Origin of the sequence: Paenibacillus algorifonticola, from assembly GCF_000971975.1 — a bacterium.
GTDB lineage: Bacteria > Bacillota > Bacilli > Paenibacillales > Paenibacillaceae > Pristimantibacillus > Pristimantibacillus algorifonticola.
This window is the reverse complement of record NZ_LAQO01000007.1, coordinates 190,912-214,308: the sequence shown is the minus strand read 5'-3', so window position 1 is coordinate 214,308 and position 23,397 is coordinate 190,912. Positions and strand designations below refer to the sequence as shown.

General features: G+C 44.4%; 22 protein-coding genes and 1 pseudogene. 19 read left to right on the top strand and 4 right to left on the bottom strand.

Annotated features, from left to right (window positions below; genetic code table 11):
• Positions 1-78 precede the first annotated feature (78 nt).
• The 5 genes from WH37_RS15830 (at position 79) to WH37_RS15810 (ending at position 4,391) form a co-directional block, all read left to right on the top strand.
• A complete protein-coding gene (locus WH37_RS15830) occupies positions 79-900 on the top strand; it encodes an alpha/beta hydrolase (protein ID WP_046231561.1) in 822 nt (273 codons plus the stop codon).
• Positions 901-1,158: 258 nt separating this feature from the next.
• Entirely contained in the window at positions 1,159-2,217 is a 1,059-nt protein-coding gene (locus tag WH37_RS15825) for a DUF3048 domain-containing protein (RefSeq protein WP_046231560.1), read from the top strand.
• A gap of 291 nt (positions 2,218-2,508) precedes the next feature.
• The gene (locus tag WH37_RS15820) at positions 2,509-3,120 is read left to right on the top strand and encodes a DUF47 domain-containing protein (protein ID WP_046231559.1); all 612 of its coding nucleotides are present in this window, start codon (positions 2,509-2,511) and stop codon (positions 3,118-3,120) included.
• Between the two features lie 24 nt (positions 3,121-3,144).
• On the top strand, positions 3,145-4,140 hold the full coding sequence (locus WH37_RS15815) for an inorganic phosphate transporter (RefSeq protein ID WP_046231558.1): 996 nt from the start codon (positions 3,145-3,147) through the stop codon (positions 4,138-4,140).
• Positions 4,141-4,172: 32 nt separating this feature from the next.
• Positions 4,173-4,391 (top strand): hypothetical protein, encoded by a 219-nt coding sequence (locus WH37_RS15810; RefSeq protein ID WP_046231557.1) that lies wholly within the window; start codon positions 4,173-4,175, stop codon positions 4,389-4,391.
• A gap of 125 nt (positions 4,392-4,516) precedes the next feature.
• Here the strand turns inward: WH37_RS15810 and WH37_RS15805 are convergent, their stop codons facing one another.
• Positions 4,517-5,092 (bottom strand): hypothetical protein, encoded by a 576-nt coding sequence (locus WH37_RS15805; RefSeq protein ID WP_052737002.1) that lies wholly within the window; start codon positions 5,090-5,092, stop codon positions 4,517-4,519.
• A 343-nt stretch (positions 5,093-5,435) separates the two neighbouring features.
• Here WH37_RS15805 and WH37_RS15800 point away from each other — a divergent pair, with 343 nt between their 5' ends.
• From WH37_RS15800 to WH37_RS15760, 8 genes are all read left to right on the top strand, one after another.
• On the top strand, positions 5,436-5,726 hold the full coding sequence (locus WH37_RS15800; protein WP_046231556.1) for a YerC/YecD family TrpR-related protein: 291 nt from the start codon (positions 5,436-5,438) through the stop codon (positions 5,724-5,726).
• A 12-nt stretch (positions 5,727-5,738) separates the two neighbouring features.
• On the top strand, positions 5,739-6,518 hold the full coding sequence (locus WH37_RS15795; RefSeq protein WP_046231555.1) for a sirohydrochlorin chelatase: 780 nt from the start codon (positions 5,739-5,741) through the stop codon (positions 6,516-6,518).
• Between the two features lie 201 nt (positions 6,519-6,719).
• Positions 6,720-7,637, top strand: a complete 918-nt coding sequence (locus WH37_RS15790; RefSeq protein ID WP_046231554.1) for a diacylglycerol kinase — start codon at positions 6,720-6,722, stop codon at positions 7,635-7,637.
• A 185-nt stretch (positions 7,638-7,822) separates the two neighbouring features.
• Positions 7,823-9,355, top strand: a complete 1,533-nt coding sequence (gene rlmD, locus WH37_RS15785) for a 23S rRNA (uracil(1939)-C(5))-methyltransferase RlmD (RefSeq protein WP_046231553.1) — start codon at positions 7,823-7,825, stop codon at positions 9,353-9,355.
• A 379-nt stretch (positions 9,356-9,734) separates the two neighbouring features.
• Positions 9,735-11,381 carry an ATP-dependent nuclease gene (locus tag WH37_RS15780; RefSeq protein WP_046231552.1) on the top strand — a complete coding sequence of 549 codons (1,647 nt, stop codon included), beginning with the start codon at positions 9,735-9,737 and terminating at the stop codon, positions 11,379-11,381.
• Positions 11,369-12,502, top strand: coding sequence for a UvrD-helicase domain-containing protein (locus WH37_RS15775; RefSeq protein ID WP_046231551.1), 1,134 nt, complete (start codon positions 11,369-11,371; stop codon positions 12,500-12,502). The genes WH37_RS15780 and WH37_RS15775 overlap by 13 nt, the downstream gene beginning before the upstream one ends.
• Positions 12,503-12,557: 55 nt before the next feature.
• Positions 12,558-13,280 carry an RNase H1/viroplasmin domain-containing protein gene (locus WH37_RS33650; protein ID WP_052737001.1) on the top strand — a complete coding sequence of 241 codons (723 nt, stop codon included), beginning with the start codon at positions 12,558-12,560 and terminating at the stop codon, positions 13,278-13,280.
• Between the two features lie 171 nt (positions 13,281-13,451).
• Complete coding sequence (locus WH37_RS15760; protein ID WP_156182317.1) at positions 13,452-14,189, top strand: RES family NAD+ phosphorylase; 738 nt, start codon at positions 13,452-13,454, stop codon at positions 14,187-14,189.
• Positions 14,190-14,922: 733 nt separating this feature from the next.
• On the opposite strand, the gene WH37_RS15755 is transcribed toward WH37_RS15760, so the two are convergent.
• The gene (locus WH37_RS15755) at positions 14,923-15,177 is read right to left on the bottom strand and encodes a helix-turn-helix domain-containing protein (RefSeq protein ID WP_046231549.1); all 255 of its coding nucleotides are present in this window, start codon (positions 15,175-15,177) and stop codon (positions 14,923-14,925) included.
• Positions 15,178-15,988: 811 nt separating this feature from the next.
• Here WH37_RS15755 and WH37_RS34755 point away from each other — a divergent pair.
• Complete coding sequence (locus WH37_RS34755; RefSeq protein ID WP_046231548.1) at positions 15,989-16,876, top strand: DNA cytosine methyltransferase; 888 nt, start codon at positions 15,989-15,991, stop codon at positions 16,874-16,876.
• Positions 16,877-16,914: 38 nt separating this feature from the next.
• Here WH37_RS34755 and WH37_RS15745 read toward each other — a convergent pair whose 3' ends face one another.
• The gene (locus tag WH37_RS15745; RefSeq protein WP_046231547.1) at positions 16,915-17,862 is read right to left on the bottom strand and encodes a hypothetical protein; all 948 of its coding nucleotides are present in this window, start codon (positions 17,860-17,862) and stop codon (positions 16,915-16,917) included.
• Positions 17,863-17,972: 110 nt separating this feature from the next.
• Here WH37_RS15745 and WH37_RS15740 point away from each other — a divergent pair, with 110 nt between their 5' ends.
• From WH37_RS15740 to mutT, 3 genes and pseudogenes are all read left to right on the top strand, one after another.
• On the top strand, positions 17,973-18,413 hold the full coding sequence (locus WH37_RS15740; RefSeq protein WP_046231546.1) for a very short patch repair endonuclease: 441 nt from the start codon (positions 17,973-17,975) through the stop codon (positions 18,411-18,413).
• 113 nt (positions 18,414-18,526) lie between these two features.
• Positions 18,527-19,375 (top strand): annotated as a pseudogene (locus WH37_RS15735) (DUF3427 domain-containing protein); the annotation flags it as partial.
• A gap of 15 nt (positions 19,376-19,390) precedes the next feature.
• Entirely contained in the window at positions 19,391-19,789 is a 399-nt protein-coding gene (mutT, locus tag WH37_RS15730) for an 8-oxo-dGTP diphosphatase MutT (protein WP_046231544.1), read from the top strand.
• A gap of 77 nt (positions 19,790-19,866) precedes the next feature.
• Here the strand turns inward: mutT and WH37_RS15725 are convergent, their stop codons facing one another.
• A complete protein-coding gene (locus tag WH37_RS15725; protein ID WP_046231543.1) occupies positions 19,867-20,475 on the bottom strand; it encodes a transglutaminase-like domain-containing protein in 609 nt (202 codons plus the stop codon).
• 1,053 nt (positions 20,476-21,528) lie between these two features.
• On the opposite strand from WH37_RS15725, the gene WH37_RS15720 reads away from it, so the two are divergent.
• Together WH37_RS15720 and WH37_RS15715 are read left to right on the top strand one after the other, a co-directional pair.
• Positions 21,529-22,464 carry an ABC transporter permease gene (locus tag WH37_RS15720; RefSeq protein WP_046231542.1) on the top strand — a complete coding sequence of 312 codons (936 nt, stop codon included), beginning with the start codon at positions 21,529-21,531 and terminating at the stop codon, positions 22,462-22,464.
• Positions 22,465-22,479: 15 nt separating this feature from the next.
• Positions 22,480-23,352, top strand: a complete 873-nt coding sequence (locus WH37_RS15715; protein WP_046231541.1) for a carbohydrate ABC transporter permease — start codon at positions 22,480-22,482, stop codon at positions 23,350-23,352.
• Positions 23,353-23,397 lie beyond the last annotated feature (45 nt).

The following is a 23,397-nucleotide window of genomic DNA, read 5'->3' as shown; positions in this document are numbered from 1 at the left end:
ATTTCAATGAATTCAAAGTATTCGGGTAGGAATTAATATAATTAAGACGCTGTATGGAAACGGCAGGAGGTTTTGGACATGGAGAAGCATCTGGTATTGCGCCATGAAGGATTGGAGCTGGCAGCTACGCTGCATTATCCGACGGATGAGAAGAAGAACGACGACTGCAAGCGGCAGGCCATCATTATTTGCCACGGATTTATTGGCAGCCGCATCGGTGTGGACCGCTTGTTTGTGAAAGCAGCCCGCGCCCTTGCTGCCCAAGGCTCGTATGTGCTGCGCTTCGATTATGGCGGCTGCGGCGAGAGCAATGGCGATTACGGTTCGCTTGGCTTCGACAGCATGGTCGATCAGACGCGTACAGCGCTTGACTACATCACGAGCATGGAATGCGTAGATCCGCGCCGGATTGTATTGCTCGGGCATAGTCTGGGCGGAGCGGTCTCGATTATGACCGCCGTCAAGGATAAACGGGTCAAGCGCCTCCTTCTATGGTCGCCAGTTGCTTATCCCTTCAACGATATTGTCCGAATTGTCGGCAGGAAGGGCTATGATGAAGCGGTTCAATCCGGCACGGTTGATTATTCCGGCTTTACGCTGAAGCCCGTCTTCTTCGACTCGCTGCTTGAGCATCAGCCGTTCCAGGCAGCAACGCGCTTCTCCGGCGATGTTCTGCTCGTCCATGGCACGAGCGATGAGCTCATTCCGGTCGATTACAGCTTCCTCTATCAGAAGGTGTTCTGGACTCGCAGCGAGGGGCTGTGCGACAAGGAAATTATTTTTCAGGCATCGCATACGTATTCCAACCGCCAGCATCAGGAGGAAGCGATTCGCATTAGCTCGGAATGGCTGGAGGGGCTCGATAAGAAGCAGCAGGAATGGCATCACTGGAGCATTTAAATTGGAAAAAAAAGTAGTGCCGCTTACGGCGGCATCCGGCTTTATGGCAGGACCTGTTACGCGGGACTAACGCGTGAGCAGGTCCTGTTTTTGCTTAATCTGTTACTCCTTCTATCATCCTGTGGTATAGTAGAAAGGTAGAAAAGGCAGGTAAGCTGCTTTTGCGGGCTTTATGCTGTGTAAATTGTCATATTATCTATCACGCTAGAGGATAGATTTGAAATAATAAGATTATTCGAATAAAGGCGGGTATCATTTATGAAATTGGGAAAAAGTATCGGTTTTTCATCCAGCATCCTACTGCTGCTTGTACTGCTTGCGGCATGTGCGGGAGGCAATAAAGGGGAAGCGCTTCCTTCCGCTTCGCCGGAGCCAAGCGCTTTGCCAAGCCCTAGCGTTTCACCGGCGGCATTGCCATATCAAGCACCATTAACGGGAGTTGCTCGGCAGACAGAAGCATTGGAGCGGCCGATTGCCGTCATGATCAACAACTTGAAGCCGGCTCGTCCGCAATCGGGCTTGTCGAATGCCGACGTCGTGTGGGAGGTGCTTGCAGAAGGCGGTATTACGAGGCTCGTTGCGCTGTTCCAAAGCACAGACGCCTTAACCGATTCGATTGGCCCGATTCGCAGCATTCGGCCTTATTTGATTAATATTGGCGAAAGCTACGGCGCTGTACTTGCCCATGCAGGCGGCAGCAACGACGCTTATGCGATTTTGCAGCAGCAGAAGAAGCCGTATTTGGATGAAATATCGAACGCGGGCGCGTATTTCTGGCGCAGCAAGGAGCGCAAGGCGCCGCATAATCTGTATTCGGATTTGGAAAAGCTGCGTTCCGGCGCGGAGAAGAAAAATTACAAGCAGGATACAGCGGTGCCTGCCTATGTGTTTGCGGAGAACGGTGCTGCAGAGGCAACGACGCCTGCGACGGCGGTAACGATTCATTTTACACTGAAGGATTACAAGGTTTCTTACGCCTATGATGAGGCGAGCAAGCTATATAAGCGTTCCATCAACGATGAAGCGCATATTGACCTGAATAATAATGAGCAGCTTGCGGCTTCGAATCTGGTAGTGTTGGCTGCAAGCCACAAGACGCTGGACAATGAAGGACGGCTCGCGGTCGATTTGCAAGCGGGCGGAGATGCGATGCTGTTCCAGCAAGGTCGCATGACAGAGGCATCATGGGTACGGGCGCCGGACAATATGATCCGGATCGTGAAGGATGGCAAGGAGCTTGCTCTGGTGCCGGGCAAAACCTTTTTCCACATTGTCCCGAATACAAAATCGATTGCTGATCATGTGATGTATGGGTAAAATAAGCGCGGTTCGGAAACACTTTTAGCAGGTGAAGAGTGCTTCTGTGCCCGTGGCAATAATAAGCTTAGGCGCTGTCTCTTTACGAGGCGGCGCCTTTGTTTTGGAAGCGGAGGAAATGAACGTTATGTCTGCATAGAGTGAAAAAAAGAAATTTTTTTCATAAACGTTAATATTCCGTTAACATTTTTAAAGTAAACTGTGTTAAGATATTCTGGGCTTATCCACCAAAGGTCACCAAAGGTCGACAAAATGCCCAAACAAAACATCCAGCCGGTAAAGGGGATTACGATGTTCAAGAAAAAAGATATTTTCTTTAAAACGTTTGAAGAAATGGCCGATGCACTCGTTGTCGCTGTTGAGTATTTCTCAAACGGATTGTCGGATTTGTCCGATGTCTCTGCTTTCGCCAAGACGATGAAGGAATACGAAAGCCAGTGCGACAAGTATGTGCACACGATTTTGAAGGAATTGAACAAAACGTTCATCACTCCGATTGAACGAGAAGATATTATGGCGCTGACAAGTTCGCTTGACGATGTGCTGGATGGAATCGAGGCATGCGCTTCGCGTTTCGAAATGTACAACATCAAGGAGAAGGATGAGTACATCCAGCTGTTTGGCGACATTTTGCTGCGCTGCGCGCATCAGATCAAGAAAGCTATTTATTTGCTGACGCAGAAGAAGCTGCTGGCTATTCGTGAGCCGAACATTGCGCTCAATGAGCTGGAAAATCAAGCGGATGATCTGCTTCGCGTATGTATTACAAGCTTGTTCGCGAACGTAAGCGATCCGATTGAGCTGATGAAACGCAAGGAAATTTATGAAATGCTGGAGCAAACGACCGACTATTGCGAGGATGTTGCCAATACGCTGGAATCGATCATTATGCGCAATAGCTAACGCGGAAAGTGGGAGTCAACTCTAATGGATTCATATATTTTATGGACGGTTGTCATTCTGGCACTCGGTTTTGATTTTATTAACGGCTTCCATGATACCGCAAATGCGATTGCGACGTCGGTATCGACCCGTGCGCTCAAGCCGCGTGTAGCGATATTGATGGCTGCGGTGATGAACTTCCTCGGTGCGATTATGTTTACCGGGGTAGCCAAAACGATCGGAAGCGGCGTGGCGAATCCTGCTGATTTGCCGAATGGTGTCGAAGTGGTTATCGCTGCGCTCATATCGGCTATTATCTGGAACCTGGTTACGTGGTGGTTCGGTATTCCGTCCTCCTCGTCCCATGCACTCATCGGCTCGCTGGCTGGTGCGGTTATTGCAGGTTCAGGAATTGGCACGATTAATGCTTCGGGCTTTACGGACATTGTTAAAGCTCTCATTTTATCGCCGCTTATTGCTTTCTCGGCTGGTTTCATCATTATGTGGCTGCTCAAGCGGATTTTCGCCAAATCGAGCCCGCATCAGGTGAACAAAGGCTTCCGTTTCAGCCAAATCGTAACGGCGGCATTCCAATCGTTCTCCCATGGTACGAATGATGCGCAGAAGGCGATGGGGATTATCACGTTTGCACTTGTTGCTGCGGGAGTTCAGGATAATTTGGATGTGCCGCTATGGGTTAAGCTGTCCGCTGCTCTGGCGATGGCGCTTGGTACGTCCGTCGGCGGCTACAAAATCATTAAAACGATGGGTACGAAGATTTTCAAAATCGAACCGATCAATGGCTTTGCTGCCGATGTAGGCTCGGCTGTCGTTATTTTGACGGCTACAGTGCTGCATTTGCCAGTTAGTACGACACATGTTATCACGTCTTCGATTCTCGGTGTAGGCAGCGCGAAGCGCTTCTCCAGCGTGAAATGGTCGATGGCGGGCCGTATTTTGGTCGCTTGGGTCATTACGATTCCGATCACTGTCCTGATGGCCATGGCTGTCTACTGGGCAATGGATTGGTTGTTCATTTAAGCTCGCATAGCGTTTTGAGGCCCGGTCCGTTAATGGATGCGGGCTTTTTTAATGGGCGGGGAATGTTGGACGGTGAAAAAGAAAGCTTTTGCCAGCAGCGGTTGCTGCTGCTGGCAGGAGGAGCGCCACGCTGGGCTGTTCGCATGGCGGTGGAGGAGTGCCGCCTGCTGTTCGTGTTGGCGGAGGTGGGGACGTGCCGTCTAACGCGGTTCGCGCTAGCGGCAGAGGAGACGTGCAGCCTAATGCTGTAGTGTTGGCGACAGAGGAGAGGCGCCGCCTAACGCTGTTCGCGCGCTGGCGGCGGAGGGAAGCGCTCCGACGAGCGCTCTTTACGGAGGTCGGCAGAGTTGCGGCGTTGTTCTCCGCTGCCCAGGACTTAGCGCCGACGTTTTCTTCTGCGTCTGCGGCTAGCGGGACCTGTGGCGGAGCCGCTGCCGGACTTGCGGCGCTTGCGCTTGTTCGGGATGAACTCTTCCAAGTCATCGGTGGTGGCGTCGTCCGCGGCCCCTTTTTTCCCAAAGGAGCCCATGATCACCTTCACGAGCGGAGCCATTTGGGATACGCTGCTCATCACCTTCTGAACCTTCGTCACCGTGGTCAAAATGCCGTCAAGGCCGCCCAGGCGGTCAACGAAGCCTTTAATCTCTCCCAAATTGGCGAGCGAGAATGCGCCGCCTTTGGCAGGGGCTACGGATTCAGCAAGCTCGGCTGCTGTAGCTGGGACGATAGTCTGGGACTCCGGCTGCACGGCTTGAACCGCTTGCAGCGGCGGCTGAAACTCTGGAATCGCATTTTCATGGAGAAAGCCGGATATGCTGGCCTTATGGTTAACGGCGGGGCTGAGCTTGCTTTGCCCCTGGCGGCTGCTGCGATGCTGGAACTGCTGCGGCTGCTGAGCATGCGGGTAGCGGGGATATTGAGGATAGCCGCCGGGATTATTGCGATAGTTCACGCTGATCACCCTTTTATTTTTTATAGTCGAATCGCCGTGCTTTATGGGGGAGTGCTCTGCCAGCGAGGGATGAAGGGAGATATACAGAGCCGGCCCCTCGTGAAGCGCGGGCTCCTCCGCCAGAGCGGCGGTGAAGCGGTGTACACTTGATATTAGTCTATGGCATAGGCAAACGTAAGGATTGGACGAATGTCACGGGTATTGCAGAAAATTAACGGCAGATGCCCCACGTTTACTCTTCTGTTCTGTAAAGCGTGAATACGGTAATGCTTGAAAAAAACGGGTAAAAAAGCTACAATGTGAGCATTGGAAGTCCGGTTTGAAGACTAGAGGAGTGAAGAATATGCAGCTCAAAAAGCTGAACGATAAAGCGGTAGATCAATTATTTGAGGCCATTTTAACTTTAAAATCCGTTGAGGAATGTTATGTGTTTTTTGATGATTTGTGCACGGTCAATGAAATTCAGTCGCTGTCGCAGCGTTTGGAAGTGGCACGCATGCTCGGCAAGGGCAGCACGTACAATCAGATTGAAGCGGAGACAGGGGCGAGCACGGCTACAATCTCGCGGGTGAAGCGCTGTTTGAATTATGGCAACGACGGTTATAAAATGGCTTTAGAACGTTTAGGACGGTAGGTGCACAAAGCCATGAAAAAACCCGGTATTCTCGTTATAAGCCACGGCTCGCGCGATGCGCAGTGGGTGCAGCTTGTAGATGAAGCAGTAGAGCGGGCAACAAAGACGATGCAGCGGGCCGATGTGCCCGTGTATTCGTCTTTTCTTGAAATTGTAGAGGGCCGCTTGATTCAGGACGGCATTGATGAGCTGGAGGCACAGGGCGTAACGGAGCTCTATGTGCTGCCGCTGTTTATTTCATCAGGCAGTACGCATATCGATGAGATTGGACAGGCTTTTGGCTTTGCTCCGATATCGGATTTTGAGGGCGATCTGGGCATTTTTCGGGTGAACGCGAGCGTTCATATGGGCGTGCCGATTAATGATGATCCAGAAATTGCTGAGCTGCTGCTGCAAAATATGAAGCCGCTCAGCGCGGATCCGAGCAGCGAAGCGCTGCTATTAATTGGCCACGGCAGCAAGGAGCCGGTGTTTCATGAGCGCTGGCAGCAAGGATTGGATGCGCTAGCTGGACGTATATGCGAGCTGGGCGGTTTCGCGCGCGCGGAAACGGCTATGCTGCTGCCTGATCAGGCCGCTGAGCGCCTGCAAGGCATGCTTGCGGCGAGACCGGAGGAAGCGGTTATCGTGGTGCCGTTATTTTTGAGCAATGGCTATTTCACGAATGAGGTCATACCGGAGCGGTTGTCGGGACTAGATTATCGCTATAATGGCAGGCCGATGCTGCCTGATCCGGCGATTGAGCGCTGGCTGGTGCGGAATATGACGGAATGGCTGGCGGGAATAGAGTAGCATGGCACGGGACGAAGAGAAGTGTAATGCAGAGAAATTAAATTAAATAATATAAAATGTAGAGAGTGAAATGAACACCCGGTAGGCGGGTAATCGTATAATAGTGGAAAGTGAAAGCAAGACACGAATTACGCATGCGCGAAGGCGATAGGTAGGCCTGCCGACACATGGGAAAATGGAAAAGGGCTGGAGGTCACGCTGATGTCAGCATATAAAAGAGCAAGATTGATCTATAATCCTTCTTCCGGCAGGGAAGAAATGAAGCGTAGGCTTCCAGATATTTTGCAGCGGCTGGAGCGCTGCGGCATCGAGACGAGCTGCCACGCCACGATTGGCGAGGGCGATGCGACGCTTGCGGCGGCCGAAGCCGCGGAGCGCGGCTACGATCTGATTATTGCGGCGGGCGGCGACGGAACGCTGTATGAGGTCATTAATGGGCTGGCGGAAAAGCCGAACTTGCCGCCGCTGGGCATTTTGCCGCTCGGGACGACGAATGATTTCGCTAGGGCGCTTGGCATTCCGAAGCATTGGGAATATGCGGTCGATCTGATCATTCAGCAGTATACGCGTCCGATTGATGTCGGCAAGGCGAATGAGCGTTATTTTATTAATATTGCCGGTGGCGGCTCGATGACGGAGCTGACGTATGATGTGCCGAGCAAGCTCAAGACGATGATTGGGCAGCTGGCGTATTATATGAAGGGCATGGAGAAAATGACGCGTCTCAGCCCGACTGAGCTGAAAATCCAGGCCGCAGGCGTTGGCGATTTTCATGAGGAATTTATGCTTTTTCTCATCTGCAATAGCAACTCGGTTGGCGGGTTTGAGAAGCTGGCGCCAGACTCGAAGCTGGACGATGGATTGTTTGACGTCATTTTGCTGCGAAAATGCAATTTGCCGGAGTTTATCCGCCTCGTGTCGCTCGCGCTGCGCGGGGAGCATATGAATGATCCGCATATTATTCATTTCCGCACGAATGAGATGAAGGTAACGACGCCAGACTACGTGCAGATTAATCTCGACGGCGAGTACGGCGGCAAGCTGCCGTTTACTTTCTCGGTGCTGCCTTCGCATTTGCGAATTTTTGCCGATGAGATGGGCGAGTCGACCTATCGGTAGTATAATGGATTTATGTGAGCGGAAGAGTGAAGCAAGTTTAGTGCTGGTTGCGTTGAACTGGATAGGATAGATCAGGGATTCGTGTATGATGGCGAGTTATTTTGTGAAAAAGAATAAGAGCAGAAAGTTGGCCGCTTAGCGGCCTGCTTGCGTTAATGGCGATATAGAGCGGAGCGGGTAGAGCAATGAACAGAAGGAATAACAGAGGTGGCGGCGGACGTGGGCGCAGCAATTCCCAGTCGAAGCCGCCGGAAAATGTGCCGGTAAGCAAAAATGAAGAGGTCGTCCTCGATATTATCGGACTGACGCATGATGGGGAAGGGGTAGGCCGCGCTGAGGGCTATACCCTTTTTGTGCAGGGCGCACTCCCTGGTGAGCGCGTGCGCGCGAAGGTCATGAAGACGAAAAAGCAGTACGGCTATGCGCGCTTGCAGGAGCTGCTGGTCGCGAGCGACGACCGCGTTGAGCCGCCATGCGATATTTACAAGCAATGCGGCGGCTGCCAGCTTCAGCACATGGGCTATGAAGCCCAGCTGAGCTGGAAACGCCAGCATGTGGTGGACAATCTGGTGCGGATCGGCAAGCTGAGTGTGGCTGGGGAAGTGGAGAAGGCACAGGCAGGTGGATCGGCGAAAAATAAAGCGGCGGAAGCTGCTGTTATTGTGCATCCCACCATTGGGATGGACGAGCCTTGGCGCTACCGGAACAAGGCGCAGGTGCCGATTGGCATGATGACAGGCGGTCATGCTAATGACGGTGATGGTGCGGCGAGTAAGTTGATTGCTGGTTTTTATGCGCGTGGCAGCCATCGGATTATTGATATGGATGATTGCATGATTCAGCATGACCGCAATGATGAAATCGTGCGGGCAGTGAAGGCGATTGGCCGCGAGCTAGGCGTAACTGGCTATGATGAGGAGAGCGGACGCGGCGTGCTGCGCCATGTGATGGCGCGTACGGGCTTTGTAACGGGCGAAATGATGGTCGTGCTTGTGACGAACGGACGCAAGCTGCCGCAGGCTGAGCGCTGGGTGGAGCGCATCCGTGAGGAGCTGCCAGGTGTGACGAGCATCGTTCAAAATGTGAATGAGCGGAACACGAATGTGATTTTTGGCGATGAGACGAAGGTGCTGTGGGGCAGCGACGTTATTTATGATGAGCTTGATGGTATTCGCTTTGCGATATCGGCGAGATCGTTTTATCAGGTGAACCCGCTGCAAACGGTGGCCTTGTACCGCAAAGCGGTGGAGTATGCGGCGCTGACCGGGACGGAGTCCGTTATTGACGCTTATTGCGGAATCGGGACGATATCGCTGTTTCTGGCGCGGCAGGCTGGGCGCGTGTACGGCGTAGAAATCGTACCGGAGGCGATTAAGGATGCGAAGCGCAATGCGGAGCTGAACGGGATTGGGAATGCGACGTTCGAGGCAGGGCCTGCCGAGGTCGTCATTCCGCGCTGGCGCGAGGAGGGCGGAATTGTGCCCGACGTCATCGTCGTCGATCCGCCGCGCAAAGGCTGCGATAATGAGCTGCTGGAGACGATTCTGGCTATGCAGCCAGAGAGAGTCGTGTATGTGAGCTGTAATCCGTCGACATTGGCGAGGGATTTGCGGGTGCTTGAGGATGGCGGGTATCGGACGGTTGAGGTGCAGCCGGTGGATATGTTTCCGTGGACGACGCATGTGGAGTGCTGTGTGTCGCTAGTGAGAACGCAGTGATTTAGAGCCACATTTACCTAATCTAAAAAACTCAAGCGCATTGCCGCTTGAGTTTTTTATTTTTTGTGCCGAGCATTTTCTGCTTGGCTCTTTGTATTTTTTGATAGGTCTATATTACTGATATGGAAGAAGGACACGGGTCGTATTTTGGCGAATATTTACATGTAGAAAGTAATCCGGTTGTAACAATTGTTGCAGTGATTTCTTTGCAGTCTCGGAAGTGGAACTCGAAATCATTATGGATGAAATTCATAATACGTGGACTGAGCATAAAATTATTAACCTATACAAAAAAGTGATGGACAAAGTCAGGGCGTTTCAAATTCACAAGAGATTGATGGACGAAAGATAACACAATAAATTGATGGGGGAACTTTAGATGAAGATCAAGAAGGTGAAAATTAAAAACTTTAAGTGCTACTATGGTGAGTTTGTCTTAGAACTTAGTGATGGAATGAACATCTTGGTAGGCAATAACGAAGCGGGGAAAAGCACTATACTGGAAGCAATTCATTTAGCTTTGACTGGACTATTGAATGGTAGACAAATCAAGAACGAGTTAACTCAGTATTTATTTAATAATACTGCCGTAACTGAATACTTGACTAATTTGGAACAAGGAAGAAATCCAGAGTTACCATATATATTGATTGAAATCTATTTAAGCGGTGGTGATATAGAATTATTTGAAGGTAATGGTAATAGCGAACGAGCCAAGGAAAGTGGTGTATCATTAAAAATTGCCTTTGATGAAAAATTTCAAAGGGAATATGAGCAACTAGTAAGTAAGGATGGCGTCAAGACGCTACCAATTGAATATTACGATCTAGTGTGGTCTAGTTTTGCCAGAGAGACAATAACGCCTAGAAGTATTCCACTTAATTCAGCCATGATTGATTCATCAAGCAACCGATATCAGAATGGGTCTGATATATACATATCTCGAATAGTACGAGAAAATTTAGAACCAGAAGATATAGTAGATATTTCTCAAGCGCATAGAAAAATGCGAGATAATTTCATGAGTTCTGAGTCAATTAAGTCCATTAACGAGAAAATCCAACAAAGTGCAGTATTGACAGGTAAGAAAGTTGAACTTTCTGTTGAGCTCCTTTCAAAAAATGCTTGGGAAAATAGTCTTGTGACTTATCTTGACGCTGTGCCATTTCATTTTGTAGGAAAAGGCGAGCAATGTATTGTAAAAACTGAACTGGCATTAAGCCATAAGAAGACAAAAGAAGCGGCAGTGATTTTAGTGGAGGAACCTGAAAACCACTTGTCACATACCAAGCTAAATCAGTTTATAAGTAAAATTGCTGAGAACCAACAAGATAAACAGATCATTATTTCTACACATAGTAGCTTTGTAGCAAACAAGCTAGGTTTGAGCAACCTGATATTGCTAAATGATAAGAAGGCAATACGGCTTAATGATCTTGAAGATGACACAAAAAGCTTCTTTCAAAAGATAGCAGGCTACGACACTTTACGCCTAATTTTATGTAAGAAAGCAATATTGGTCGAGGGAGATTCCGACGAACTAGTAGTTCAGAAAGCATATATGTTGGAAAATGATGGAAAACTCCCAATACAAAATGAAATCGATGTTATTTCGGTTGGCACTTCCTTTTTAAGATTTCTTGAAATTGCTGAATTGCTTAATAAACCAGTGGTTGTTGTTACAGATAATGATGGAGATATAGATGCGGTTAACAGAAAGTATAGTGAATATTTAGGTAAAAACGATAAAGCTAATATTAAGATTTGTTTTGATAACGCAGTGGATGAAGGCTCATTAATGATTGGTAAAAATCCCTTTAACTACAATACATTAGAGCCTAAATTGCTCAAAGCTAATAAGCTTGATAAGTTAAACGCCATTTTTGGAAGTACTTATGTTAACGATAACGAAATGCATAAGTTTATGAAGTCCAATAAAACTGAATGTGCCCTTAAAATTTTTGAAACGGAAAATCCTATCGTCTTTCCTGAATATATTTTAGAGGCTATAAAATGCTGGATATAAAATCCAACAAGCTAGTTATTGCCGCAGCAGGCTCTGGGAAGACAACATTCCTTGTGAATGAGGCGCTAAGACAACGCGAAGGAAAAGTTCTGATTACAACGTTCACACAAGGCAATGAAGCCGAAATTCGTAAGAAGTTTGTTGAACTAAATGGATGTGTGCCTTCCCATGTCACAATACAAACGTGGTTTTCTACTTTACTCCAACATGGTATTAGACCTTATCAGGGAGGACTATATGACGAAACAATTCGAGGAATGCTTTTGGTTAATGAGCCTTCAGCTTTAAGGTATATAATTAAGAAGACAGGTTTTAAAGTCTATTATGGGGAAGCGGATTACTTCTCAAAACACTACTTCACAGATGATTCTAAAGTATATTCCGATAAAATATCAAAGCTTGTTGTCAGATGCAACGAAAGAAGTAATGGTGCAGTTATAGAAAGATTGAATAAAATTTTTACACATATTTTTATTGACGAGATTCAAGATCTTGCAGGGTATGACTTAGAAATTTTAAAGCTCCTCTTGAAAAGCAAATCAAATATACTTTTTGTTGGTGATCCGCGACAGGTAACCTATCTTACCCATATTGAGAGAAAGTATGATCGATATAAAGAGGGTCGTATAAAAGAGTTTATTCAGACTGAGTGTCGAAGGGTTAGTTGTGAAATAGATGAAGATACGTTAAATGTATCACATAGAAATAATGCAATGATCTGTGATTATTCTTCAAAATTATATTCTCAGTACAAGCCATGCCAGTCCAATCAACATGAAGTGACTGGGCATGATGGCATTTATTTAGTCAGAAAACAAGATGTGGATTTGTATTTGCAAAGATATAACCCTGTTCAGTTAAGAGACAGTATCAGAGAAACGATTAATAAAAATTACAAGAGTATTAACTTTGGTGAGTCAAAAGGTCTCACTTTCGATAGAGTTCTAATCTATCCTACACAGCCATTCATCAGATGGATTAATAATAACAACTTTGAATTACCTCCTACGAGTTGTTCGAAATTGTACGTTGCTTTAACAAGGGCTAAGTATAGTGTTGGTATTATCTATGATTACGATGAAGCGACTAACCTAGAAGGGCTTCAAAAATTTTTTGTTTGACTAATGTGCACATAAACGTTTTGAAATACTGCTGTATTTGAAAAAAGGAGAAAACATGGCTGATAAATACTATGTTGTTTGGATTGGACGAAAATCTGGAATATATTCATCATGGCAGGAGTGTCAGAGACAAACAAGCGGTTTCCCGAATGCAAAATTCAAGTCATATACAAATAAGCAAGATGCTGAAAAGGCATATAACGACGATACTAAGCAAAAGGCAAATAAAACAGCTAAGGGAGCTAATAAAAGAAATAAGACGCAATTAAAGCAAGAAGAATCTAAAAAAAAATTTGAATTCGAATATGCTGAAGAACGTGTTGGGCAGAAATGGCCAGTAATTTGTTCTACAGGTGAAACTGCACATAACTATAACGCGTATTTGAAAACTGAACATTGGGAAAAAATAAAGACTTTTTACTTTGTTTTTAACTCAAAAAGTTGTCGACTTTGCAGATCAAAACGTATTTTGAATCTGCATCACAAAACTTATGAGCGGATCGGAAATGAAAAAATTAGGGATCTAGTGTGTTTATGTCAACAATGTCATCATAAGCTGCATGAAATCAATGACTTGCGTGTAAATGATTTTATTGGCAGGCAAATCTCTGGTGGTCCAAAAGAGTTTGATAAGAACATAACATCTGTGATACCTGATCGATCGTTAGAGTTTTATATGCAAAAGGACCACGCAAAAAGAAAAACTCTTGATAAGAAGAGTGACTGGATAGCAACCCGTGACGGAATAGTTATTCCGAATCAAAATGAACATGAGTAACCAACCCAGTAATGACAAACGGGTCTATGATGGTTAATTGTAAAATGACAATCGCAGCTGGCACTCATCGCACGTTAAGTCCTTTGTGTTGGAAGTGAGAGAGAGTATTGATTTAAAGCCACCTTTACTAAATAACTAAAAATTGTCGTTGAGGTTCAAGTAGGACACTGCTTGAACTTTTTGCTTTATAATAGAACAGAGTATGTCTATATTATTATTGAAACTTGTGGGGTGAGAAAATTGTCGTCGATGTATGTTACTAATGATGATCACACAGAGAAAGTCTATGATAGTTTCGTGGAAATGTTTGAAGATAATCATTTTTTTATTGATAATCGTCATGATTTTTTTCTGTATTTTCTTTCAGAGTATGAGAAAAGCTCTTTTAAGATTACAAGTGGAAATGTATTTTTAAGAGGCAGAATTAATGAGAAAGAGCCTTTTCAAGATGCGCTTTTGAAAGCTCCACCAAAAGGTAAGGCAAGTGCTGGAAGACTTAATTCACGAGGCATTTCGTATCTATATGCGGCTGAACATGAAGATACCATTGTTTCAGAACTGCGTCCTTGGATAGGGGCGGGAATAACAATTGCTACATGTGAGACAATGCGGGAACTCAATGTTATTAATTTAGTACCAGATAAATCCGAAACTAAACAATTAAATAGTTATAGAAGAGTTATTAGTTCTAAATTTTCTAAGCCAGTTGTTCCAAGTGAAAAAGAGCTAAGCTATTTACCCACGCAGTATATTGCTGAGTATTTTAAGCAGCAAGGATTTGATGGATTAAGGTATTCCAGTTCAGTTCATGGTGGCGGAATAAATTATGCTTTCTTTTATCCAGATGATTTCAAAGTAAAAATAAGAAACCAGGTGACTATAACAGCGATTAAATATGATAGTCATTGATTTTACAACGATGAAATTAATAGATTCAGCGTCTTTGGCAATTGTAATGTAAAAAACAATTGGGAGTAGATGAGTCCGCTCTTAAATGAAGTCACCCATTAGCCAGAATTGCCCTTGACGATGCTTCATCGGCAAATAGCAAGACGTCACGGAAAGCTAGCTCATGAGCATGACAGAGCGTATACGACAACGGATCGGCGGCAGAAAATTATCGAAGAAATTCAGAGTTTACAATCTGCAAGGCATGGTCTTATCGAGTATTTAAGAGTATTGCAAAATATCGAGCTTATTTCGTAAACATACGGATGAAATGAAATGGGCTATTGAAAACCATCTCCTACTACGGTAAGTTCAACGAACTTTTACCTTGGGAGGGGATTTTATTTTGGAGCAACAGCCTTTACCAGAATGGATCAAGCCAGTGTTTGACGCACGCTTTATTGAACAGGCTAGAATTGCAGGGTAAACACCCGAAATTAAACTACTGCGGCTAAGGCAAGTTGAACTGGAGAGCCAGTTAAAGCAGGAACTAGCTCCACGACTGTATCAGCTTCTTCTTGAATGGGAGAAGGCGTTGAATTATCAAAATGCCCTTGAAAAAGAATGGATGTATCAAGCCGGATTGAAAAACGAGATGCAGATGATATGAATTTTTCAAGACCCATAATTCGTTGTTAACTATAAGGGCGGGACGAAGGCTGCTAAAGCTTCCGTCCCGCCCTTATTTGTGTTCTCAGCCCTGCTCACGCAGCTTCTCGAATTCCCCCTCTACTAGCTTGAAAAAGTCGGATGGCTTGACTCTAAGCCCTGTGCAGAGGTCAAATATTTTCGTTACCGAAGGTTCGTTCCTGCCGACTTCTATCATGGAAATATAGGAGCGATCGACGTTGCATTCGTGCGCCAAATCTTCTTGACTTAAGCCTTTTTTGATGCGTATTGCTTTAACGGTTTTCCCGATGATTTGTTTTATTACGGATTTTTCGCTCAAGGAAAATTACTCCTTTTAAATCTATTATCAATCTGTTATACTAATCCATACAGATAAAGTATTCAACAATAAGTAATAAAATAGAAATTTAATTCTGCCTGTCAGAGCATTCTTCCTATAAGCTTGAAAAGCATTTCCACATAAATTTATCAAACGTTTTCGGATTTTTTTTCGAAAAAGAGCAAATAGTTTGTAATGGGAGCAAACTGATAGCTTTGTTAAGCTCCCTTTTTGGGGTAACTTTCGCTTCTGGTATATTGAGCAACATAAATATTGTACAAGTCAGAATCAGAATATTTTTGGAGAAAAGCTCGTTATTACAACACACTACAGCGGTAAAACTATAGAGATGTTTGTTTAAGGGGGTATAACCTATCCACGCTAAGAGCTTTGTCATATGAGTTAATCAACTTTGAGAAGTCTGTGAAGTGGGTTAACGATTTATCATCCTTTTATTATTAATAAGTTCCACAAGCTGCTTGAACAGTCACTTCGAATCTTGAAACTCGGTAGAAAAAATGTTTCTTCAGAATATCATGCAAAAAACTGATAGTTTCCTTCTAGTTAATTATAGTGTCGCTATGATAAAATTTTGCAGCATAACTCCTGATCTATAACTCTGGCAGGAATCAATGAATTATATTTTAGCAATCCGAGGGACGTTTAGAATAAGTTTCATGCTATCAAATGGCAGAAGTTTCTCTGGCCATGTGGGAAATCGTATGTTATAATTACTTTTGTCCTCTAGAAAGATTCTTCAAGATTTAGTAGAATAAGAACATACGATCTTATTCTTGAAAGGTTGAACAGAATGTTAAAAGTTGCCTCTTTCTTTAGCGGTATTGGCGGTTTCGATCTTGGTCTTGAACGTGCAGGTATGGAAGTGGTTTTTCAGTGTGAGTGGAATTCATATTGTCAAAAGGTTCTACGGAAGCATTGGCCAAATGTTAAATTAATGGGGGATATTAATGATGTCACAATCGAAGAAATCCCTGAAGCAGAAGTCTGGTGTGGAGGATTCCCTTGCCAAGATGTATCCCTTGCCAACCAAGGGAAAAGAAAAGGCCTTGAAGGAGACCGAAGCGGACATTTCTATAAATACGCAGAACTCATTGAACAACGAAGACCTAATTGGGTTCTTGTCGAGAATGTTCCCGGGTTACTTAACAGTAATCAGGGAAATGATTTCAAAGTCGTCGTCGGAACATTGGCTGAACTCGGGTATGGTGTGGCATGGAGAGTATTGGATGCAAAATACTTTGGAACACCCCAACGTCGTAGAAGAGTCTATATTGTCGCAAGTTATGGAAACCAGCGTGCCTCTGAAGTACTTTTTGAACAGGGCACAATTGCAGTCGCTTCTAGACAGGGCTTGGGAAAGAAACAAGCCTCTTCCGCCGGATTTGGCGAGAGCAATTTGTCTTCAACTCTCTACTCTATACAGCATGCCGGAATTGGAAGAAAAGCTTCAGCTGGACCTCAAGCAAAAGGATACAGAAATGATGGAGAAACCTATACACTTGACTCCAGAGGCAGCTCAGACGCTGTCTGTAAGACGAATGGTTCCTTCGGAATACGAGAGGCTACAGGGGTTTCCAGTGGGCTGGACGGAAGTAGATTCAGAACACTAGGAAATGCAGTAGCTGTTCCAGTTATAGAGTGGATTGGTGAAAGATTAGTAGCTGTCTCACAGAACTAAAAAATGGCTTAAAAGGTTGAGCCATTGGACTCGACCTTTTAACGCCCTTCTTTTGGAATATTAACTACTGTACCATCTAAACGATCAAAATCGCCTGCAAATGTATCAGGGCTTGGTTCACCTTGATTAATAAGAGCATGGACAAAAGTATGATAATTAGTAAAAAGTCTTCTTCCTACTTTTAAAGGCAGTGGGCCAGGCATGACTGGGCTATCATAATCTTCTGATATCTCCAAAAAAGCCAAGGTCCAGTTATGTTCTTTTAGAGGAGGCAAAATTGATTTATTTTCTATTTTTCTCCAAATATAATCGTAAAGCAGTTCCCCAACACAAAAGATAATACCGTAGCCTTTCCATGTCATTAAGGCAACGTTCCCCTTTACTATAAACTGCTCTTGTTGTCTACGCCAAGCATTTGTTTCAATTGTCCCTACTTTAGGGATTTCTTTTCTTAAAATTTCATTAGTCCGAAGGGGATTTTCTTTCCAAGCGGAAATATGCCGGGTGATTTCTCCAGTATTAGATGTCTCTCCTCCACCCTGCATTTCTAAAACAACCCTATCTGGTCCTGGCAAATGGCTTCTTCCGTCATTGAGTGTCATTACAAAATCTGCACTGTAATCACTTTGATCATTAGCTTTTAAAGGGACTTCGCGTTTTACTGAAACGTCACTGTAATCCAGATCTTCTGAAAATGATGCTTTTGCAATATTTAAGAGTACATCTTTTTGATAACTTGAGAGGTTTAGCTTTACCTTTTTCTTAGGATTGACTGGGTCAGGCACTGTTTTCTTAGAACTGCATAATCGGTTTTCACAAACTATCCACAGTTTTCCCTTATTGCGAATAGAACATACAGGTACTTTTTTATGGCAAAATCTCCCATCCATAAAAGGGCACAATTCGCGTTCTCCTGCTGGTTCAATTTTTATATGATCTACATCTGTTCTTTGCCCTAAGTACTCTGCAACTAATACACCCGCCATAACTTATCACCTGTTTCTATTAAGTTCCAGTACTATTATAGCAAATCTTTGATAATATCAAAGAGTAATGTTATTAATGGATATAAACTTTAGGGGAGGTAAACGAAGGAATGGCTGATATTGTTTCTCCTGAGACCAGAAGCAAGATGATGAAATCAATACGATCTGTATCTAAACTAGAGTCACTTGTCAGCAAAGAATTATGGAAACAGAATATAAGATTTAGAAAAAATTCAAAAAAATTATTTGGAAAGCCTGATATTTCGATTAAAAAGTATAAAATCGTTATCTTTATTGATTCGTGTTTTTGGCATTATTGCGATCTTCATGGCAGATACCCAAAGAGTAATTTAGAATATTGGGAAAAGAAGATTACGAGAAATAAGCTTAGGGATGAAAAAGTAACACTTTATTATTCTTCAAACGGTTGGAATATTTTGCGTATCTGGGAACATCAATTAAAGGATGATTTTGACCAAACACTTGGACAGATTTATTCTTTTATAGAACACTGTAAATACAATGTGAACAATAATATATCCCAAAGATAAAAATATGCCTTGCTTTTTATACAGTTCCATGTTATTTCGTTCCCATTCTTAATATCTTGTGATCACTTTGCGAACTCTGCAATAATAGTGAAGTATTTTGATGGAATTAGCAAAGAGGGGGAGTTGCAAACCTTCGAAGCTTGATGGTAGAAGCAGATCTACTCGACCCTTTCAAATTTGAGCAGGAAGATTATTTAGTCAAACGATTGCCTGCCTTGCTAAGCCTTAACTCACGTAGGTTATTAAAATTTCTCATTGCTTATCTATCTGGTGAAAAAATCGTGGAAACAGACGAAGAGCAGCTTATGCTGAATCTGTTCTACTACACGTTCTACTCATCAGAGCCGAGCAAGCAAGGCTTTACGAGTATGGAACAGGGTATTCAATTTATTATTTCCTGCCAAGCCTTCCGGGAAGAAATCATTGATATTTTATCCTATAATGAGAAGCATATAAATTTCGTTGACGAGTCCAATGCTTTTCCATACGCGTGTCCATTGGATTTGCATTGCAGGTATTCGACCAATCAAATATTAGCGGCTTTTGGGGTTTGGAACGAGCATAAGGCGCCAAGCTTCCGTGAAGGTGTGAAGTATTTGGAGGACAAGGGGACGGATATTTTCTTTATTACGCTCAATAAGTCAGATAAGGATTTCTCGCCGTCCACCCTGTACGAAGACTATGCGATCAACGAGCGGCTGTTCCATTGGCAGACACAAAGCCGCATCTCGGAGGAGACGAAGACCGCTCAAAGATATATTCATCATAAGCAGCTTGGTCATCGGATTGCCTTATTTGTTCGTGAATACAAGGAAGAGCACAACTTCACGTCGCCGTTTATGTTTCTAGGAGAAGTGGAGTATGTTAGACATGAAGGAAATAAGCCGATGAGCTTTGTGTGGCGCTTGAAGAAGGAGATGCCTCCTGCCTTAGTGCCGGCAGCGAATAAAGCGATTGTTTAGGAGGAGGGGATTGGAATGCTCGAGGTGGCTGCGGCTATTATAAGCAATGAACAGAATCAGCTTTTAATCGCTCGGCGCAAAAAAGGAAAGTCTCAGGAAGGATTATGGGAGTTTCCTGGCGGGAAAATCGAGCAGGGAGAATCGGCGCAGTCCTGTCTCCGCAGAGAGCTGTTGGAAGAGATGCAGATTGAGATCCTTCCTCAGGAATGGTTTGGTGTGAACGACCATTATTATGGCGCTACTCATATCCGGCTAGTCGCGTATAAAGCGACATACGTAAGCGGTGAAATTATTTTAGTCGATCATGATGACTATCGTTGGGCTCATCGTGAGGAGCTGAAAGGGTATAGCTTCGCGCCAGCCGATATTAAGTTTGTTGAGATGCTGGAGAAAGAGATGAATGGAATGGCTTAATGTTGATTCTTGAACAAAAATATGACCGCCATTTAGGTATAGGCGGTCATATGATTATTAATCCATAAAAATTAAGGCTACAAGCTTGAAGGTAAACCATGAAGATACATGGTAGTACAATCTGTATTTTGAAGTAATGAGTTGATTGTTTTTATGTTTGGTTTCGTATAAATTACCGGATAATCGCTTTCATCGTATACTTCACGTATTGGAAAAGCCAATTTCTCTTCTTCTAGTGAGAACTGAGCATCCACCCCCGATTTATTCCCACGCGCATCTAAACGAATCCATTTTCCAATTGAATTAAGATAAACAGCATTTAACGCATGGATAACGTGACCTGTATCAGGGGTATCTCCCAAAGTTAGACGTTGGTAACAGAACCCAGCTGGAATTCCTTGGCACCTTAATAATGCACACAAAAGGTTCGATTTTGCATAACAAATTCCTTCTTTGAAGAAAAGGACTTCAGATGCTCTGCACGTAATGCGAGAACTTTGAATATCCCAAGAATGCGATATGTGATCACGAACAAATTCAAAGGTCGTTTTAACATAATCCATTTCATTTAATGATTGACTATATAATTCCGCCGCTAAATCTTTTATCGTAAAATGACCAGAATCAACCTCTGTAGTTTCTTCTAAATAATCATCTAGATTACTGGATTCACATGTAAATGTCATTCTTTTTCTCCTCAAATGTTTATTTGCATTGCAATTTCATCACACGAATCAAAATCCAATAGATGCACGAGTACGATATAATAGTTGTCCCTGAATTGCGGACTGTTCGATTAATTTATATATTGCCTCTGAGTCGCTCATTACTGCCTTTCTTATAAGCATGTAAAACCCCCTATTCAATAGGAAACGATTTGAAACTGATTTTATAATTATGTAATATGTTGAATATTTATTCAACATAAATTTTGGTTTGAAGTTATATCATAAGTGTCATTAATCTTAGGTTTTTTTGCCCCTACGAGGTGGTTATTTACATCCGTCGAATATTCAATAAAATTTCAGGCGCAACTACACGTTCTATCCGTCTGAGCCCAGTGACGCTTACAACGATATGTTGAAGCGCTGGAGAGCGAACCTATCTTAGTCATGAAACAAGCGGCATACCAGCAAGAGGTAAATAGATGGAAAAGGACGACTTCCCAACACCCGGAAGTCGTCTTTTTCTATGTCACAACCTCCAAATTCGGGAAACGGTCAATCCGTTTCAAATTGTAAATCGCCATTTTGCCGTAATTGCGCATCATTTTCGGTTATTGAACATTGATGATCGGGGGCGATTTCGATAAATTGATGGAGTGACGGAACGGGTGGTTCCCGAGCTCATGATGTTAGATGTTAGGTGGAGGTAGCGAGCTGCAAGATATACTCGCCATCCATTATTGCTCCAATTAGTGAAAGCGGTTACGGAGTTGAAAAGATAATTCGGACAGTTCACTGAATAACGTTTCGGGAGTTGGCGTTTTAGGGAGGGAGGAACGAAGAACTCACAACGAAAGAGATCATAACGAAAGAACAAGCTTCAATAGCATGTACGGAAATTCTGGAAACGCTGGATACGATGGCTTCGTCCCCTTGGAATTATTCCCGAGGAAATGGTAAGCAGCTCAAGCAGTCCAGCCATGATTCATGAAATTGACGATTTGCTTCAAGCTGTATAAAGCCTCATTTTCGTAACACGTAAAATGTAAATTTTCATAAGGAAGTGATGACGCAATGGCAGCTCATGCACGAGCCAAGTCTGTAGATACAACTCCGCTTTGGAAACATGTTAAAAAGGAATGGAAGCTGTATTCGTTCCTTATTATACCGGTAATCTACTTCCTCATTTTCAAGTATGCGCCCATGCTGGGGAACATTATTGCTTTCCGAAAGTATAGGGGCGGACCGAATATTTTGGGATCGGAATGGGTGGGGTTCACTTATTTCGAGATGTTTATGAAGGACCCGACGTTCTGGAGAGCCTTCTTCAATGATCTGAACTTGAGCGTGAGTTATTTGGTGGTCAAATTTCCGATTACTTTAATATTCGCGCTGCTGCTGAACGAGTTGCGGAGGGTCAAGTGGAAGAAGTTTGTACAGACGGTATCGTATCTTCCCCATTTTATATCCATGGTCATCGTGGCGGGGATGGTGAAGGAGATCGTTTCCTTAACGGGACCGATCAACAGTGTACTCGCTTCAATCGGCTTGGAGAAAATTTCGTTTATCTCCTTGCCGGAATGGTTTCCGGCGATCTATGTCACCTCCGGCGTCTGGCAAAGCTTAGGCTGGGGAACGATTCTGTATTTGGCGGCGATGACCGGCATTAATCCGGCACTTTACGAAGCGGCGAAAATCGATGGCGCTAGCCGATTAAGACTGGCGATGCACGTCACGATACCGGGCATTTTGCCGACGATCATGGTGCTCTTGATTTTGGATATCGGCAGCATTTTAGGCTCGAATTTCGAGAAAATCTTGCTTTTGTACAATCCGCTAACCTATGAAACGGCGGACGTCATTTCCACCTATGTTTACCGAATGGGCATCACTGGCGGCAACTTTAGTTATGCGACGGCGGTAGGGCTGTTCGAAGGCATCATTGGTTTAATTCTAGTGACGACCGCAAACGCAGTATCGAAGCGGACGACGAAATCCAGCTTGTGGTAGAAAGGAGCCGTTCAAGTGAAACGAACCTCAACCTTTAGCACTTTTAATATTTTAAACGGACTATTTATGATTCTGGTTGTCATCTTCACCTTATATCCGTTCGTCTATCTCGTAGCCCAGTCCTTCAGCTCGGAAGCCGCCATTTATGCGGGCAAGGTGACGATCTTTCCAGTGGAGTTTACGACCAAAACCTATGAGGTCATATTGAGCAAGCCTGACTTCTTCCGTTACTACTGGAATACGATTGTTTATTCGGTCATTGGTACGTTTATCGCGGTGGCTGCGACGGCAGTTATGTCGTATCCCCTTTCAAAAGAAAAGCTGCGCCTCAATAAATTTTTTATACCGTTCGTGCTGTTCACGATGTATTTCGGCGGCGGCCTTATCCCTAACTACATTCTGATTGCGAAAACCTTGGACATGAGAGATACGATCTGGGCGATTGTCATTCCGGGGGCGATCAGCGCCTTCAATGTTATTTTGATGAAGACATTTTTCGCTGGCTTGCCGAACGAATTGGAAGAAGCGGGGCGCGTCGATGGCTTAGGCGTATTTGGGATTTTTACGAGAATTATTCTTCCATTATCCAAGCCGATTCTAGTTACGATTATGTTGTTCGTTATCGTCGGGATGTGGAACAACTGGTTCGGACCATCGCTCTATTTGCAGTCGAAGGAAAAATGGCCGATTGCCTTGTATTTGAAGCAAATTATCGACAACGCGGTTAGTCCGACTGAAATTGGAGCTACATCCGAACAGACGAGCCAAATTGCGGCAAGCGTCAAATCAACCGCTATGGTTCTTACCTCGCTGCCTATTATTTGCATCTATCCGTTCGTGCAGCGGTATTTTGTGCAGGGGATGATGATCGGCGCTGTCAAAGGTTAAGCGATATAATGGGGAGCGCTTTAGACGTTTCCGTTATATATAAAA